Annotated in this window: 12 protein-coding genes; all 12 read right to left on the bottom strand. The window is 34.6% G+C overall.

Annotation, left to right across the window (positions count from 1 at the left end; all coding sequences use genetic code 11):
• Nucleotides 1–150: 150 nt before the first annotated feature.
• The 12 genes from EZV73_RS10140 to EZV73_RS10085 all read right to left on the bottom strand — a co-directional run bounded on the left by EZV73_RS10140 (nt 151) and on the right by EZV73_RS10085 (nt 15,648).
• Nucleotides 151–402 (bottom strand): hypothetical protein, encoded by a 252-nt coding sequence (locus EZV73_RS10140; protein WP_240840189.1) that lies wholly within the window; start codon nt 400–402, stop codon nt 151–153.
• Nucleotides 403–775: 373 nt separating this feature from the next.
• Complete coding sequence (locus EZV73_RS10135) at nt 776–1,522, bottom strand: KDGP aldolase (RefSeq protein WP_240840188.1); 747 nt, start codon at nt 1,520–1,522, stop codon at nt 776–778.
• The gene (locus EZV73_RS10130; protein WP_240840187.1) at nt 1,522–2,613 is read right to left on the bottom strand and encodes a DgaE family pyridoxal phosphate-dependent ammonia lyase; all 1,092 of its coding nucleotides are present in this window, start codon (nt 2,611–2,613) and stop codon (nt 1,522–1,524) included. The genes EZV73_RS10135 and EZV73_RS10130 overlap by 1 nt, the downstream gene beginning before the upstream one ends.
• A gap of 47 nt (nt 2,614–2,660) precedes the next feature.
• Nucleotides 2,661–3,311, bottom strand: a complete 651-nt coding sequence (locus tag EZV73_RS10125) for a DUF4310 family protein (protein ID WP_240840185.1) — start codon at nt 3,309–3,311, stop codon at nt 2,661–2,663.
• Between the two features lie 13 nt (nt 3,312–3,324).
• Nucleotides 3,325–4,038, bottom strand: coding sequence for a DUF4311 domain-containing protein (locus EZV73_RS10120; RefSeq protein ID WP_240840184.1), 714 nt, complete (start codon nt 4,036–4,038; stop codon nt 3,325–3,327).
• Between the two features lie 72 nt (nt 4,039–4,110).
• Nucleotides 4,111–4,401, bottom strand: coding sequence for a DUF4312 family protein (locus EZV73_RS10115; protein WP_240840183.1), 291 nt, complete (start codon nt 4,399–4,401; stop codon nt 4,111–4,113).
• Nucleotides 4,402–4,410: 9 nt separating this feature from the next.
• On the bottom strand, nt 4,411–4,773 hold the full coding sequence (locus tag EZV73_RS10110; protein ID WP_240840182.1) for a glycine-rich SFCGS family protein: 363 nt from the start codon (nt 4,771–4,773) through the stop codon (nt 4,411–4,413).
• Nucleotides 4,773–6,257 carry an amidohydrolase/deacetylase family metallohydrolase gene (locus tag EZV73_RS10105; protein ID WP_240840181.1) on the bottom strand — a complete coding sequence of 495 codons (1,485 nt, stop codon included), beginning with the start codon at nt 6,255–6,257 and terminating at the stop codon, nt 4,773–4,775. The genes EZV73_RS10110 and EZV73_RS10105 overlap by 1 nt, the downstream gene beginning before the upstream one ends.
• Entirely contained in the window at nt 6,254–8,227 is a 1,974-nt protein-coding gene (locus EZV73_RS10100) for a PRD domain-containing protein (protein WP_240840180.1), read from the bottom strand. Before EZV73_RS10100 ends, EZV73_RS10105 begins: the two co-directional genes overlap by 4 nt.
• A 90-nt stretch (nt 8,228–8,317) precedes the next feature.
• Complete coding sequence (ptsP, locus tag EZV73_RS10095) at nt 8,318–10,021, bottom strand: phosphoenolpyruvate--protein phosphotransferase (RefSeq protein WP_240840179.1); 1,704 nt, start codon at nt 10,019–10,021, stop codon at nt 8,318–8,320.
• A gap of 1 nt (nt 10,022) precedes the next feature.
• A complete protein-coding gene (locus tag EZV73_RS10090) occupies nt 10,023–10,283 on the bottom strand; it encodes an HPr family phosphocarrier protein (protein ID WP_240840178.1) in 261 nt (86 codons plus the stop codon).
• A 190-nt stretch (nt 10,284–10,473) separates the two neighbouring features.
• Nucleotides 10,474–15,648, bottom strand: coding sequence for a tetratricopeptide repeat protein (locus tag EZV73_RS10085; RefSeq protein ID WP_240840177.1), 5,175 nt, complete (start codon nt 15,646–15,648; stop codon nt 10,474–10,476).
• Nucleotides 15,649–15,832: the final 184 nt, after the last annotated feature.

Here is a 15,832-nt window from a genome sequence, read left to right as displayed (position 1 = left end):
ACCTTTATTAATTAATCGAAGTTAGATATACGAACGTGTAAGATTTTGCTCTGTAAAGCTGATTAGATTGTCAATCATTGATAAAAAAGCAAAACTGGTATATAATAAAAGCAAGAAAAGCCGTATTAAACGACTTCTCTTGTTTGGTGCTTACTCATCTTGCTTTCTAGGGTTGGATGAGTTTTTTCCGTTTTTGTAGGTTTCTACTTCAACAGAATCACCATCAAGCTTAACTTTAGACTCAAAGCCAAGCTCGGCTAAAATAACAATCATAGCTGCAACAATAAGTAATGCTGATAGTAAATAAGCTTCAAGCATTGATAAAACTATCAACAATAAAGCTAAGATACAGAGCATTATAATCATTTCATGACTGATTCTAGCATGTCTGTTCCCATTCATGATCCATCCTTTCAATTCACCATGTTTAGGCCTTAGAGAACTTAACTATTTAAGATCCCAGTCGACCTAACATGGTAATAGAATAAGACCACTTAGCAATTAAGCAACACCATTTGCTATAGCATGTATATATAATACATAATTTTACAATTAACATCAATCTCACCATGTTTCTATCCCATTTTTGCCTCATACTCCTTTTCTTTTTCTTTAACTAATTCATACTTCGCTTATCATTGACTTTGCCTTAAACAAATGATTCCCCTTGAAATATGACTAATTTAGTCCTTCAAGGGGAATCTTAGGTATTATTTAATGATCTTATAAAGATATTTCTATTTATCTACTAAGTAGATAAGATATTTTATGGGGATTAAACTATCCTTTTAACAATCTCATAGATGGTTTTAACTTTTTCTATATCTGTAAGACCTGTATTTTTGTCTATTACAGCACCGTAAACATGAGGCATAACTTTTTTAACACCTGCGTCTATGCAGACTTGTAAGATTTCTTCAAAGTTATCTAGGTTAATGCCACCTGTTGGTTCTAACATACTGATATCCATATCCGCACAAGCCTTAGCAACATACTTAAGTTCTTCAATACTCTTTAAGCCACCCATCGGGAAGAACTTAACAGCATCTGCTTCCATATCCTTCAACATGGCAAGAGCCGTCTTTACATCAACGATCGCATCATTTTCATTAATAGAACGTTCACCAGTACTGATCTTAACTTTTCCTACTGTACCAGTTGGGCTAATCAAGACATTGATCGCAGTCTGCTCTGCCTTTTTTGCAGCAAGTGCTCCAGCTGCATATCCAGCTGATGTAAAGACTTGATTCACATGACCTGGATCAGTAACTGAAGCAATGGTTGCTGCCTTAATAGCTTGCGACGGATCACCCGCGCCTAGTCCAACAGACACACATGGTACCGACTTCTTAAACTCATTAACATAGTCAATACCTTCTTGTGCTGATTCAAATTGTTTTGATAAAACACCTATTGCAGTATGTCCCTCTATCGCCTTGTAAACAGCCTTACCATTCTCAGCATCTTTTGCCAAGAAGTTGACTGCCACCTTATCCTTATAAAACTTGATGTTTGTTTTCATTATGCCTCCATCACCTCTTTAAACTTATCTATAATAACAGGTAGGTCAGTCTGATCAATTGATCTAACATCAATACTGATTCGACCAACATTTGAAAAGTGTTCTCTAACATAAACTCTTACTTTACCTGATTTAAGCTTTTTTACAACTTCTAAACAATCCCTATCTGTAATCGTAACTTCTACTCTAAAAATAGGTCTGCCCGCTTCATCTTGAATACTTTTAACAGTCATACCTTTGATGTCTTTCAAGCCATTAATAAGCTCTGACACCAAGGACTTCTGAACTTCTATGTTCTTCTCTAGGTCCCTGTCCGCATAGGCTTCTACAGCCCTTAAAAGACCCATCATGTTTTCTTTACCTATCTTCATGGCTCTTGCAATGCCAAGATACTGTTTTTTACATGCTTCGATCAAAGCTTTCTTACCAGTGATAAAACCAGAACTTGGGCCTTCTAATGCTTTAGCACCTGAGTAAATGACAAGGTCTGCTCCCATAGCTGTATACTTCTTAAGATCCCCTTCAGCTGCTGCATCTACGATTAAAGGCAAACTGTGTTTTCTTGAAATCTGAATCATATCTTCTAAAGAAACCATGCCCTTTTGAACGCAGTGATGTGACTTTACATATAGAAGGGCTGCAGTATTTTCATTAATAGCCTCTTCTAAATGATCTACTAGTACTTTATTAGCAGCACCCACATCAACAATTTTACCGCCACCTAATTGAATCATAGTTTGAATAGGTGCACCAAAATTTATCATGTGCCCCTTCTGTATGATGATCTCTTTTTTTTCATTTACATTTGGTAGGGCTTCTATCAAACTTCTATTCTTACCAGCAATAGCCGCTGCAACAGATATCGCAATACCTGCCGATGCAGAACAAGTCACACAGGTATCTTCTCCACCTGTATATAGAGAAATACGTTCTCCTACTCTATCAATCAACTCATCTATTACTACAAAAGACTGACCAGCATGTTTCATAGCTTCTGATACATCATCAGAAATCTTTGATACACCTAGGGCTGTCATCTTCCCACTGCAATTGATTACTTGATCTAAATCTATGTCTTGATATATGGACATATGTACCTCTTTTCTTAAGAAAGAGTGACTGCAAAGCAGTCACATCTTTAAACAAACATTTGGAAAATACCTGCTAGCAACATAGCACCAATAATGGCACCACCAGCGATGTGTCTATCTAGCTTGTAGAAGATTGCTGCCCCTACAAAAGCTCCGATACCTGCTGGTACACTGTACTGGATAGCAGAAAGGATAATAAGTGGACCTAAGAAGCGTCCTGTTGCATTACCTGCCCCCATCATGATACCAGTACCTGATGTTGAAATACCTTGCGGCATAATCTTTCTGATGATGATAATCAGCGCACCGATTAACAAACCGATGATACCACCTGTTAACAATGCTAGTGGGAAACTCTCAATTGGTGCTGTCATACCAGCAGCCAACATCATAGCAGGGATACCAATACCTACACCTGTCATTAGTGAACCACCAATATCTAAAAGACCAACTAGTGGACCTTCTAATACTCTTGCAATCAGAAAACCTGTTGCAAAACCAGCAGCTGCCGCATAGTCACCGCCGTTAAGACCTTGGTCTAACATTTGTACAACAAAGATCTCATTGAAGGCACCTGTGCCATGAACAACATACATGTGTGTCCCTGCAAAGATTGCAGCACAGGCAATGGCTACCAATAGCGGAAATATGTTATCTGATAATAAAGATAATCCTTTTTGTGTTAAATTCTTTTCCATAGTCACTTCCCTCCTATAATCCTAACTTAGCAAAGAAGCCTCTAAAGTATGCAATTGTAACAAACATTGCAATAACAATACCGAGCATCACTTGCGCAGGTCTGTTAAAACCATTTTCTTCAATTGTTTCACCGATTAAAATACCTAGTACAATACCTGGTACGGCATTACCCATAATCATTTGCGCGCAACCACCTAAAATTGTACCCCAGATACCTGTTCTTTTACCTGCATCTAGGGCAGCCAACCAGAAGATAATAGGCATCACTGTTTTCATCATCATTGATGAAGCAGGAGATAAGATTTCTTTGGCAATAACTGATAATGACTCCGGAATAGAAGAAGCCAGTGTATTTAAAAATGTAACAACAAGTGCACCAACTACTGAACCCACCAACATCATCTTCTTTGGATCATGTAATGTTTCTTCTGGATTCTTGTTTTTAAACAACAAGGTACCTGCCGATAAGTTTGGAACAATACGGTGTAAGACGTCCTGAGTTAATGCACCAGAAGCTACAACTGCAGCTGCTGCATTGAACAAGAAACCTAAACCGAAAGAATAGTGGGCAAGTGGATCGCCCTGACATGCATTTAACTCACCTAAAGTTCTGAATGCCCCCATTGATTGGCTTTTAGGTGTATGGAACATTCTAGCTGCACCTGCTGCTACTGCCCCACCGCCTAAAGCACCAATGATTAATGATTTAATGATAACTTCAATCAAAATAGTCCTCCTTTAATACTAAAAATTGCCTTTATATTTTTCTAACGTGATCACGGTTAGTTTCTTACTTTTTTATAAGGGTGCTACATAATTAATTTTGACTTTTATAGAGTACGTTACTTTATATGTTTCTTTGTCTCTTGGTGCAAATAGGAATAAGAATTTTTCTGTAAACTTTTGTGTTTCTTCTGAATCTATAACAATAGAAAGGGGATCCATTTTTAAGATTTGACCCTTAACTTCCCCATAGACTTTTTTTCTTAAAATGCCTATAGCCTTTGTAAGCGTTTCATCCTTTGTCTTACCAGATGCAGTAATGACAAGTGTTTTTTCTACTGTTTGAAGCAATTCCTTCTTTTCCATTTTACCTTCCTATCTTTGATATTTGATAAATGCCTTTGTCAGTCTTTCTCCAAGTTCTTCTAAGTCCATGAAACCAAAACCTAGTACTTTGTTACCTTCCTTAATTGCAGACTCACCTGCTTCTATAGAACGTAAATGATGTTTTGCCTTATAGCCATATTTTGTAGCAGCCATCAAAGCACCTGCACCACCCGATCCGCAGAAAGAGATGCCTAGATCAGCGTTTTGCTTATGCATTTCATCACCTAATTTCATATCAGCTGCCATACCTTCTATTACAATGGCCTTGCCACCAGCTTTTTCTATACCCTTAGCCACTTTTTGGCCTTTTCCTAGTCTGTCACCTATTACGATTACAATTTCCTTTTCCATTAGTCTTCCTCCATTGCAAGTGCTGTTTGAATGTGAATAGATGCCAAGATCACTTCACTTTCAAAGGTTTCAACTTCATATTTTTTTGACATCGAATCAATTAAGTCATAAGTTAACTTAAAGGCTTTCTCTTCAATGTTGTCTTTTATACTTTCATCTACAGGATCCAGTTTCTCCTTATTCTTAAGTCGATCTATAAAACCAACCATGTGTGAATAAAAACCTAACTTAAAATGATCCTGAAACTTTATGCCATGACCTGATACATAATCATCTATGTACCTTAAGTCATCATCGTATGCAGTCATTTGTTCTTGTGTCAAACTCATGCTATCTTTTAGGAAATCAAAAGATATCATCTCTCCTCCATTTTCTACTCTAAATATCTCACCTTCAACCAAGGTATATTTGGCTTCTATCCACGACTTGCCAGTCCTACTTTGGCCTACAGAATCTACAAAAGTCTTTCTGCTGTCATGAAGCTTATAAACTGTAAAGTCTGCAAAATTACCTACTTTTATCGTACCTAGTCTACTTAGCTTAAAATGCTCAGAAACCTTAGAGGTTACACTTGAAACAACATCATCTAAAGAAAAATCACAAGCCAGCACCTTGTTCATCACATTAATTAAACTTACAACCGGTCCACCTATGTTCTTGTCATAGATATCTGATCCAATAAAGTCATGTCTAAAACCATTTTTTACAGCCTTCTCAAATACATCAAATGAAAATGACGATGAACCATGACCAATATCAAACTTAACTTGTCTATGAAGTGCATTTGCAACTTGGCCCTTTTTAATGCCTGATTCTAAGAAAAGACCATTTACCTTATTGTGATAACAATGGGTTATTACATCTCCTGCTGATGTTAAGTCTAACACCTCTTCAACCTTTGGTGGTGCATTACCTATATGTATTACAAGGGGTAAACCAAGTTCTGTAGCAATATTTTTAGACTCAGCTATTGGTCCGATACCTTTATCTAGTAATACTGAAGAAGATGCTCTTGCCTTTATACCAACGATTGTATCTTGATACCTTTCTATGGCTTTTTTAATAGCCTTTTTATCAATGACACCATCTGTAGACAGTTCAGATAAAGTCTTCAAGCCATCTGATGCTGTATTTAAAAGCACAAAGACCCTTTCTTCACTTTTTTTGATGATTCTATTATAGAAATCATCTATGGTGTTTGCCCCTGCTGTACCGGCATCTATAAGGCTCGTTACACCTGTTTTTACACCTATCTTTTCAGGATCAATGCCGATGACTGTTTTTCCATGGTAACAGTGGACATGAGCATCAATGAATCCAGGACTGATCAGGTAGGATGAAATATCAAATACCTGGCCCATTTCATTTAAATCCTTATCTATCTTTTTAATCACACCATCTTCTATATAGATGTCTACACACTGTTTGTGATACTTAGAAGACACGTCTATAATATTGGCGTTTTTTATCAATAATCTCTTCATACACTTTCCTTGCAGAGATAACGCATAATTGCAATTATCTCACTTTCCATTATTCTAAATTCGAAGTTCACTTCTATCCTTTCAAGTGTCTCCTTAACCTCTTGATACACATCAGGATATTTCTTCTTATATTTTTCTATTGAAGGTTCCACATTAAAGCTACCTGATTGCCACCTTGGTACAGCTAAAACTATATGGAGTATCAAACCCCAAAAGGTTAGAAACTCATAGTCATAACCTCGACTCTGAAGGTTCTGTATCATACTGCCGATTTCCATTAAAACCATACCGATGGTCCTTGCAGGCTTTTCTATATCATCTTTATAAACCAGACTCTGTCTATTGGATTCTTCAAAATCATGAATAACTGAAGATAACTTTATCATGAGTTGTTCTCCAAGTTCTGGAGAAACCATGGACATGATTCTATATTCCAACTGTTTGGTCAGGTTCTTAGAATGGTGCAGTTGAGCCTGTAAAAGTGAATGATCCGTATTAAAGAGGGCCTTCGAAATCTTTCCTAACTCCTGATTTGTAATCAAAGGACTGACAACAATGACAGGCTTTAAAGCATTCTTTATCTCAACTGTAGAGATAATCAAATCTAGATTATCAGCATCATAATCTTGTTCTTCCACTTCAAAGACTGAAACAATGTCATTGATGTGGATGTTAGGGATGTTGTTTCTGATTCTTGTTGCCAAGAACTTAGATGCCCCCTTACCGGAACAACATACAACCAAGATGTTCTTTTCCTTCTTTCGTTCACTTAACTCCATATTCTTAAGTATGTACATGGTCACAAAACCAACTTCATCATCATCAATTTTTACATCATAGGCCTCTTCAAAGACCTTTAAGATGATCTTAGCGATATGAAACTCCTCAAAGTAGTTTTTCTTAATATCATCTATCAAATAGTTGATGTTTGGAATACCAAACTGAATCTTTTCTAAAGACAGCTCCAAGTGTGAAATCAACTCGTTTTTTAGTGCGTGAATGTTATCAGGATTAAGGCTTATATAGTTTTGCAAAACCTTGATCATCTGATATACAGTATCAATCAGTTTAGGATCTACACTGCCATGACGATCTGTGGTTGTTTTCACATTAGAATAGAGTAAATCATGGGCTATGTTGTTCACTTCAACTTGGGGAATCTTTAAACCAATCAATCCTTCTAACTGGTTAGAAAGCTCCTTGGCAATTTCATATTCCCTGTTATGATTGATAGAAGCCAAAGAAGATTTTTCACTCACATGTCCCATTTCGATTCTTAAAAGTAAAACCCTCAACTTGGCTACAATAGTCAAATAAGATTCGTTGGGAAGCCAAAATGGGTGAATCTTCTTACAAAGTTTAATAGCCTTTCTGATATTAGAAATCAAGTCACTGTCCATAAGGGATTCAAGTTCTGAAGTCAAATAGTGAATTTTGTGACCTTGACGTCTATAGACTAGAAAAGTCTTCACTAGCTCAGTTAAATAGATTCTGACCTTTTCTTCAGTGCCTTTTACAAGGTATCCATAGTGCTTTTTAGCTGATAGGTTTAATGCAAACTCTTTTTCTAATATGGGTCCTAGCTCCTTTAAATCACTGATGATAGTAGAGCGACTGGTACACACTTTTTCAGCAAGATACTCACTAGACAAAGGTTTTCCCTCTAGGGCTAAAAAAAGTCCTAAGTAGATAAGTCTTTCTTCTTTGTCAAGGTTAGGAACATAGCTAGATGTGTCCCAAAGACTCATCAGATCTTTTAAGGCTCCCTTATCTTCAAGCGCTATGCCAACCTTTGGCGTCCGTTTTAAAGAAGTATTTAGATGTTTTAACTCATAATCGATGTGATCTAAATCATACCGAATGGTTCTGTCGCTTACACCCAAGGCACTTGAAAGTTCTTTTACCTTTATGGCATTCTTTTCTTCCAAAAGTTTCTTAAGAATCATTTCCTGTCTTTTGGATAAATTCATATGGCTTTCCCTTCTTGATATCATCATAGGCCATCATGTTTACAAATAAAATATCATTTACTTGCCGAACCTACCTTGCAATATCATACTTTATTGGTTTAAAGCTACTGTTTCTAGGTAGTCACGTACTTGAGAAGCAGTAGATAAATTCATTATTTCTTTTGAATATTCTTTACATTTTTCATAAGTCAATGTAGAAATATGACTTCTAGTTGCTAAAACTTTATAGGGTGATACACTGAGTTCATTTAAGCCAGCACCTATTAGAAAAGGTATCAATAGCGGATCACTTGCAGCTTCGCCACACATGCCAACCATGATATTTTCACGCCCTCCTGCTTCAGCCACAAACTTAATCAATCTTAAGACTGCGGGATGGTAGTGGCTATATAAATGGGAAACATTTTGATTGATACGGTCAGTAGCAGTTGTATATTGAACCAAGTCATTGGTACCAATAGAAAAGAAGTCTACTTCTTTTGCAAACATATCTGCCATCAAAGCTGCTGATGGAATCTCTATCATAATTCCGATTTCTACATTTGAATCATAAGAATCACCACGTTTTCTAAGGGTCTCTTTAGCTTTTTCAAGTTCAGCCTTAATAAGATGAACTTCTTCAAGACTAGAAACCATTGGAAACATAATTTTTAGATGACCATAAACACTGGCTCTTAATAGCGCACATAGTTGTGGCTGAAAAAGCTGGCTATCTTTTAAACAAAGTCTGACCGCTCTTACACCTAGAAAAGGATTCATCTCTTCATCTAACTTAATGTAAGGAATGTCCTTATCGCCACCAACATCCAATGTACGAATAATTACAGGACCAGAAATACTTTCTACCACCGCCTTATAGGCTTTAAACTGAGTTTCCTCTGATGGCATAGATTCTTGATCCATATATAGAAACTCTGATCTAAATAAACCGACACCTTCTCCGTCATTGGATTGAACCAATGGTATATCTTTATCACTACCAATATTACATACCAGTTCAATGCGTTTCTTGTCTTGTGTCATTGTCTCTTTTCCGACAAAAGCTTGTAGCATGTTCTGCTTTATTAAGTAGTCTTTTCTTAAAGTCTCTGCATCATCAAGTTCTGATGACGTTGGTGATAATGTCACTTGACCTGTGTCACCGTTAACAATTAGAACAGAACCTGATTCAATGTCACTGATATCACCTAGGCCAACGACCGCTGGAATGCCCATGTTTCTTGCCATGATAGCAGAGTGTGATGTTTTACCACCTACTCTTGTTATAAAGGCCAATACCATTTTAGGGTCTAATGTAACTGTCATGGATGGTGTCAAATCCTCTGCAACTATGATCACTGGTGATTCAAATGAATCCAAAGAAGCATTTACACCTAATAAGATATTTATCAATCTATCTGATACATCTTTGATATCACTTGCACGCTCTTTCATATAATCATCGTCCATAGACGAAAACATGGCTATAAGCATATCACTTACATTTTTTACGGCAAAAGTAGACGTTTTGCCAGATTCAATTAAAGCCTCAATCCCCGATGTAAACTCAGGATCTTCTAGAAACATAAGATGTGCCTGAAAAACGCCGGCATCTTTTTCACCTAGTCTTATTTTGGCTCTTTCATATAAGTTCTTTATATCATCTGAAGCTGATTCAATCGCTTTTGTAAATAAGCACATTTCTTCTTCTAAAGATAATAAAGAATCTTCTATAATCTCAATATCTGATGACTCATAAACAAATGCCTGGCCAAGCCCAATACCAGATGAAGCACCAATTCCTTGTATGTTCATCTTACTCACCAAACCCATCTTCAATAAGTAATGACAGCTCTTCTATAAGAATATCTTCAGAATCACCTATTATCTCAACAGTTATTTCGTCATCTTTTTTGGCAGCTGTCTGCATAAGAGAAATCATGCTCTTGCCATTGAACTTCTTATCACCTTTAAAAACATTAACAAGGGCATCACTTTCTTTAAATACAGCCAACCATTTACTAATAGGTCTTGCATGCAGACCTAGTTCATTTTTAATAATAAAACTTCTCTTCATTTTATACTCCTCTATACTTTATTGCAAAATAAACATTATCTCACCTATACATACAGTATAAATTACAAGGCCTTCAGAGAAAATATTATCCTTATTCCATTTATATGTGGCAATACTACACTTTAATCAAAAAAAAGATAAACCAACATATGGTTCATCTTAAATAGATTACATGACAAACTAAACAGATTTATTTAGTTTTAATTAATTTTTTGATATTTGGGCGCTCTACGAGTTTCCTTTTTGAAGAAATGAACTTTAGATTCAAATAAGCCCACTGACCTTTATAAGTTTTAGTGTTAGATTTTGACGCCTCTATTAATGGCTTAATTTGATCCAAATCAAAAGCCTGAGATTTTAAACTTTCAGCTTTTTCATTGTCACCAGAAGCTAAGACTATGTCAGACAGATTATACATAGCTATCAACATCCCTTCATTTTCTGGTGTTTTCTGAGACTTTTCATATTCTAGAAGATCGTTCGCGACTCTTAGAGCTTTTCCATGTTGACCAACTCTACTATAATACTTGGAAATAAATACTTTTGCAGCACTATTATTCTCATCTAATTCCAGAATTTCATTACTTAGTTCAAAAACCTTATCTATATCCTTGCCAATATAGTGATTAGCCATCTGACCTTTAAAGTCAATTAAAATTTCTTTATCTAACTCAACTTGATTAATATAAGGAAGAATCGCTTCACATAACTCAATATCCCCCTTAAACTTATGAATCAAATTAACCAATCTTTCTGCTGAAGAAGTATCAATGTTACAAGAACATTCAGACAGACCTTTTAACAATATCTGTTTTCCAAGTCGTTTATTCTTTTTCAAATTAGAATCTATTCCAACTTTCCGACTACTAATATTTTTATAAGATATCAGGTTATTAGCAACTTCATCATAAACTCTCAAGGTTTTAGGTTGAACCAAGTTTAGAACTCTAGATAAAGCTTGTTGTTCTTCAAATATTTCAGCTAGTATCAAAACCACCCATTTACAGACATACTTATCTTTTATCCATTCACTATTCTCTATTTGTTCTAGATAGTTCTTCATCAGTTTTGATGATTTCTCAGCACTCCTTGTTGTCAGTAAATACGCCTGCATATGGTAAACACCTTCTATCGAAGCAGTGAGTTTACTTTTACTGATAGGCATGCTGATTATTTTTTCAAACAATTTGTATACCTTTCTCCTTTTATTTAACTCTACATATTTACTTGACAACTTGATTAAATACTGAACTGTTTTTATATCATCTTGACCATAAAATTCCGCTGTATCTTTTACAGCCGCCTCTAATGCTTTCAATTCCTCTTTACCTTCAAAGCTTTGGTAATCTATGAGTAACTCTTGCATTTCAAAGTATCTGACATTGCTTTTACCAAATTTGCTAAGATATTCAGGCAAAAAAACTTGGTATAGATTAATCATCTGCTTAATAAATGTAAAGTCATTTATCCACATCAATCGATTCTTACTAAGTTCCTCAGTATACTTATTGGCAGTATCAAAATCATTTTGTTCTATCGAAATCAAAGCTAAACGAACTAGGTTATCTCTTAATCCTAAGAATCCACGTTCTCTTCCGACACCTTCTACATAATCCTTCAGAATTCGGTACTCTTCTTCTTTTTTATCTAAATGCAAAAAGCATTCAAGCAGTTCTTCAACATATCGTGGAGCAAGTTCTACAGTAGCCTTCTTGTAATCATTATAGTAATTTATGAAGTAATTATATGCCTCTTCATATCTCTTAAGCTTCATAAGACATTTTCCTGTATAGTCAGCTAAATAACGTCTATATTTTTCCATATGATGCGTTCTTTTTTCAATATCCACATAAACTAAGTAAGCATCATTAAGTTCATTCATTCTCATAAATATTTCTGCTTTATTGAAAAAAAGCTCTATGGTTTCATCATTGTCTTTACCAAGCTGATGGTCATAATGTTCTAATAAATTGTCTATTTTCTGTACAGCAATATCAAACAGCTTATTACTTGTTAACAGTTTTATATATATTTCAAAACACTTCTTGTACTTGTAGCTCGCTATACCATGAAGATCTGAAACATGGTTTAAATAATGGTCAAATAAAGTAAGAGCTTGATTTATCTTTTCACTTTGAATAAGGTATCTTGATTGAATATCTATAGCAATAACTTCAATAAAGAATTGATTTTTACTACATAAAGCAGTATATTTCTGGGCAAGGGTATTGGCATTTTCTATATAACCACTGTTCTTTAATTTAGTAGCACACTCAAGTAAGACATTAACGAACTGCTTGGAATTTTCGCCAACGATTACTTTATAGTATGTCATGTATTTATCAATTGCTGCAAAAGCTTCATTATTACTTCTGAATCTATCTAAAAGATTGTATTGTGCACTAATCAACTTATGATTAATCTCGAGTTTATTTTTCATGAGTCTTTCAACGAACTGATTCACTTTTATAAGCAACTCTTCATCATATCGAGATCCACAATACTCGATAAATGCATCAATAGTTTTTTCATGAGTATCACCTAAAATATCTTGAAAAATCAAATACCTATCTTCATGATAGTCTTTATAGCTGTTTTGCATACTTACCCTAGAATACTTTTCAATATTGTCAGAAACAATTTTACTTTGAGAACCTAAAGCTTTAACCATCTTTTTAAATAAGTTTATGTAAGCTTTGGAGTCATCCTCTAGTTTTGTATACTCCCAAATATTATAAAGATACTCCTCTTGTGTTACAAAAACATCTTCATGATTTGAATCATTTAATTTCTTATTGATATCTATGATATCTTCATATATTTGACGGGCTTTTTCTATATTGCCTATTTTCATTAATTTAGATGCATGTGTCCTCAATGCTTTCAAGGTTTCTTGATGTTCTAATCCAAAAACTTTTTTGTATAACTCAACTCTATAATCATTTCCTTGGTTTATATAATCATATTTATTCTCGAAGGCTAATGAAAGATCCCTACCGTAATATTTTTTCAGCTGTCTCTTAATAAAAAAATATGTGGTTTGTGTCAGAGGATGTGATGAACCTAACACTTCTATTCTTAAATCAATCACCTCGTAATACAACTTAAATGCCTCATCTACCTTTTTATCACTTAACAAGCGTGCCGCATAAGTATACATAGCTCTAATTGTTTCAGGATGTTTTTTACCCAGTAATTCTAATCGCTTGACCATAACATACTTTGAACACTCTAAAGCTTTATCTTCTTGACCATTTTCAGAATATCTAATAGATAGGTTGTGTAATGCAGATAGTGTACTTAAATGGTCTTCACCATATAACTTTTTTCTAATCGCGTACACTTCTTCTGTTAAGTCGAAGGCCATATCTTTTTTATTATCAATACTGTAGTAAATAGCCAAATTATTCATAGTAGCCAAAGTTTTTTCATCTTCAAGACCATAATTATTTAATCTATAATCATAGACTTCTTCATTTAGCTTAATAGCTTCTTTATTATACTTATTATCAGATAAAAGGCTAGCCACAGTATGTTTAGATATGATAGTTTTTTCATCTTCTTCACCATGAAGTTCTAGCCTTATTTTTAAGGCTTTTTTTGCTATCTCTAAAGCTCTTTCTTTTAAACCATTTTTGCTGATTATCCAAGCATAGCTATTATAAATAGAAGCCTTATCTTCTAAGGAATCCTCATAGTCATTTATAATCTCATAAGCCTCTTGTGCATATGAAATCATTTGATCATATTGCCCAAGGTCTAGCAAATCCTTAGCATAGGCAATCTTTATTTTTGCATCCAATACAGATCTAGGATGAACGACTTCTAGCTTATTCATTATTAATTTAAGGACAGAAAGACTATCTGCAAACTGCATTTTTTTTCTTAAATCTAATAAATGATCTTTAAGTTCATTATAGTATTCCTCTAAATCCTCTAACTCTTGAATAACAACCATTTTGTTTCTGGTTAATTTTATTAATCTATCAACTGAAAGCTCTTCAGGAATGGCAGAAGAAACAGCTGACATCCTATCGATTCTAAACTCAGAGACTCTTTCTTTAACTTTTTCTATGTTACCTTCATAATCTGCTAAGATACCGTCTAAGACTGTATCATGAAGTTTAAACAAACCATCTTCAGTCTTAGTAACATAAGAATGATAAATTATATTTTCTAAAGATATATCAGAAATATTAGGATAGAACTTGTTTTTAAAGGTCTCTAACTCCTCAATTGACCAACTACCAAAACTGGCTAAAATATGCAAGAGCTCTCTCTCGTTATTATTTCTGTACATAACATAACGTTCAACTAGGGAAGCCTTGTTTTCACCAACTTCTTCTAAACTCGGTTCTCTATTATTGATAGTTAGAGAATCTTTATAGTTATCTATACATAATTCAAGGTATAAAGGTGTTCCATTAGACAAATCATAAATGAATTTCTTCATTTTTTCATTAGTGATCTTTTTACTTTCCAACAACTTAAAAGTATCTTCCTCAGAGAGATCACCTATATTCATAGTTTTAAGACGTGCTTCCTCGTCCCAGTATCTATGCATATCACGCCATCTAAGTTCATTTCTCCCACCAATAACCCATAGTATGTTTTGAGTTTTGGGAATCAAACCAAAACGAACATCTCTAAGCCATTTATCTTTACTGAGAGCATCATCTAACAAACTAGTATAATTGACAAAAGCTTCATATGTATCAAGAAAAACAAGCAGTAACCTGTTCATTTCGACCATAGATTTTGAAATATCAAAGGCAAAAAACAAAGGTAAACTCTCATATAACTCACCTACAGTCATATGATCAATTCTTTGTAGAGTAGTTTTGTTTTCATTAAATCGATGTCTTATTTTTCCTATACCATCAACGATGTATTTAGTAGGATCAGTAATATCCGAGATAACTGGGATACAACTACAAATATCAAATACTTCAGATAAAAATGGATTACTCTCAATAATAGTTTGTTTTTCTGTTAACTCAGCACCATCGCCAATAAGCTCTGCTCTTCTATAACGGGCATAGTCATAAAATAAGAACTTAACACCATGCTTTCTCAACTGATTACTCAAAAGTCTCATTACTGTTAATCTATCACTACTTTCTTGAAGGTCATGATGGACATAAACACTTTCTTTTCTTTTATCTAGTTCACCCATAAAATGCTGTTGCAATCTAGACTTGCCAACACCTCCTATACCATAATAATCTAATACCTGATAAGAACTGTTTCCATTTTTAATTTCTGTAAGCATATGCTCATACGTAGTCCAAAACAATTCTCTTGCATCTTCTCTGTCAGTAAATTCAAGTTTTTCATCACAAGGCAATTCAAAATCAAACTTCATTCTTTTCTCCTTCTCATACCCTTACATTATACTATATATCTAGTTTCTTACACTAGGAAAATAAGGTTTCAATTATGTCTTTGCACGTTGCATAATCAAAAAAAATTACTAAAGAATCGATAACTGACTACATAAATTAAATATCTTAAAATAAAATCATCTTTTTCCCTTATGTGTTTGCTCC

Source organism: Acidaminobacter sp. JC074 (assembly GCF_022496765.1).
GTDB lineage: Bacteria > Bacillota > Clostridia > Peptostreptococcales > Acidaminobacteraceae > JABXKX01.
The sequence above is the reverse complement of the archived record's forward strand: the minus strand, read 5'-3'. Positions and strand labels throughout refer to the sequence as shown.

Coding starts and splice junctions, on each gene's coding strand:
- EZV73_RS10100 (WP_240840180.1), bottom strand. CDS start 8,227: ATGAATTTATCCAAAAGACAGGAAATGATTCTTAAGAAACTTTTGGAA.
- EZV73_RS10130 (WP_240840187.1), bottom strand. CDS start 2,613: ATGTCCATATATCAAGACATAGATTTAGATCAAGTAATCAATTGCAGT.
- EZV73_RS10085 (WP_240840177.1), bottom strand. CDS start 15,648: ATGAAGTTTGATTTTGAATTGCCTTGTGATGAAAAACTTGAATTTACT.
- EZV73_RS10105 (WP_240840181.1), bottom strand. CDS start 6,257: ATGAAGAGATTATTGATAAAAAACGCCAATATTATAGACGTGTCTTCT.
- EZV73_RS10135 (WP_240840188.1), bottom strand. CDS start 1,522: ATGAAAACAAACATCAAGTTTTATAAGGATAAGGTGGCAGTCAACTTC.
- ptsP (WP_240840179.1), bottom strand. CDS start 10,021: ATGAACATACAAGGAATTGGTGCTTCATCTGGTATTGGGCTTGGCCAG.
- EZV73_RS10090 (WP_240840178.1), bottom strand. CDS start 10,283: ATGAAGAGAAGTTTTATTATTAAAAATGAACTAGGTCTGCATGCAAGA.
- EZV73_RS10125 (WP_240840185.1), bottom strand. CDS start 3,311: ATGGAAAAGAATTTAACACAAAAAGGATTATCTTTATTATCAGATAAC.
- EZV73_RS10115 (WP_240840183.1), bottom strand. CDS start 4,401: ATGGAAAAGAAGGAATTGCTTCAAACAGTAGAAAAAACACTTGTCATT.
- EZV73_RS10140 (WP_240840189.1), bottom strand. CDS start 402: ATGAATGGGAACAGACATGCTAGAATCAGTCATGAAATGATTATAATG.
- EZV73_RS10110 (WP_240840182.1), bottom strand. CDS start 4,773: ATGGAAAAGGAAATTGTAATCGTAATAGGTGACAGACTAGGAAAAGGC.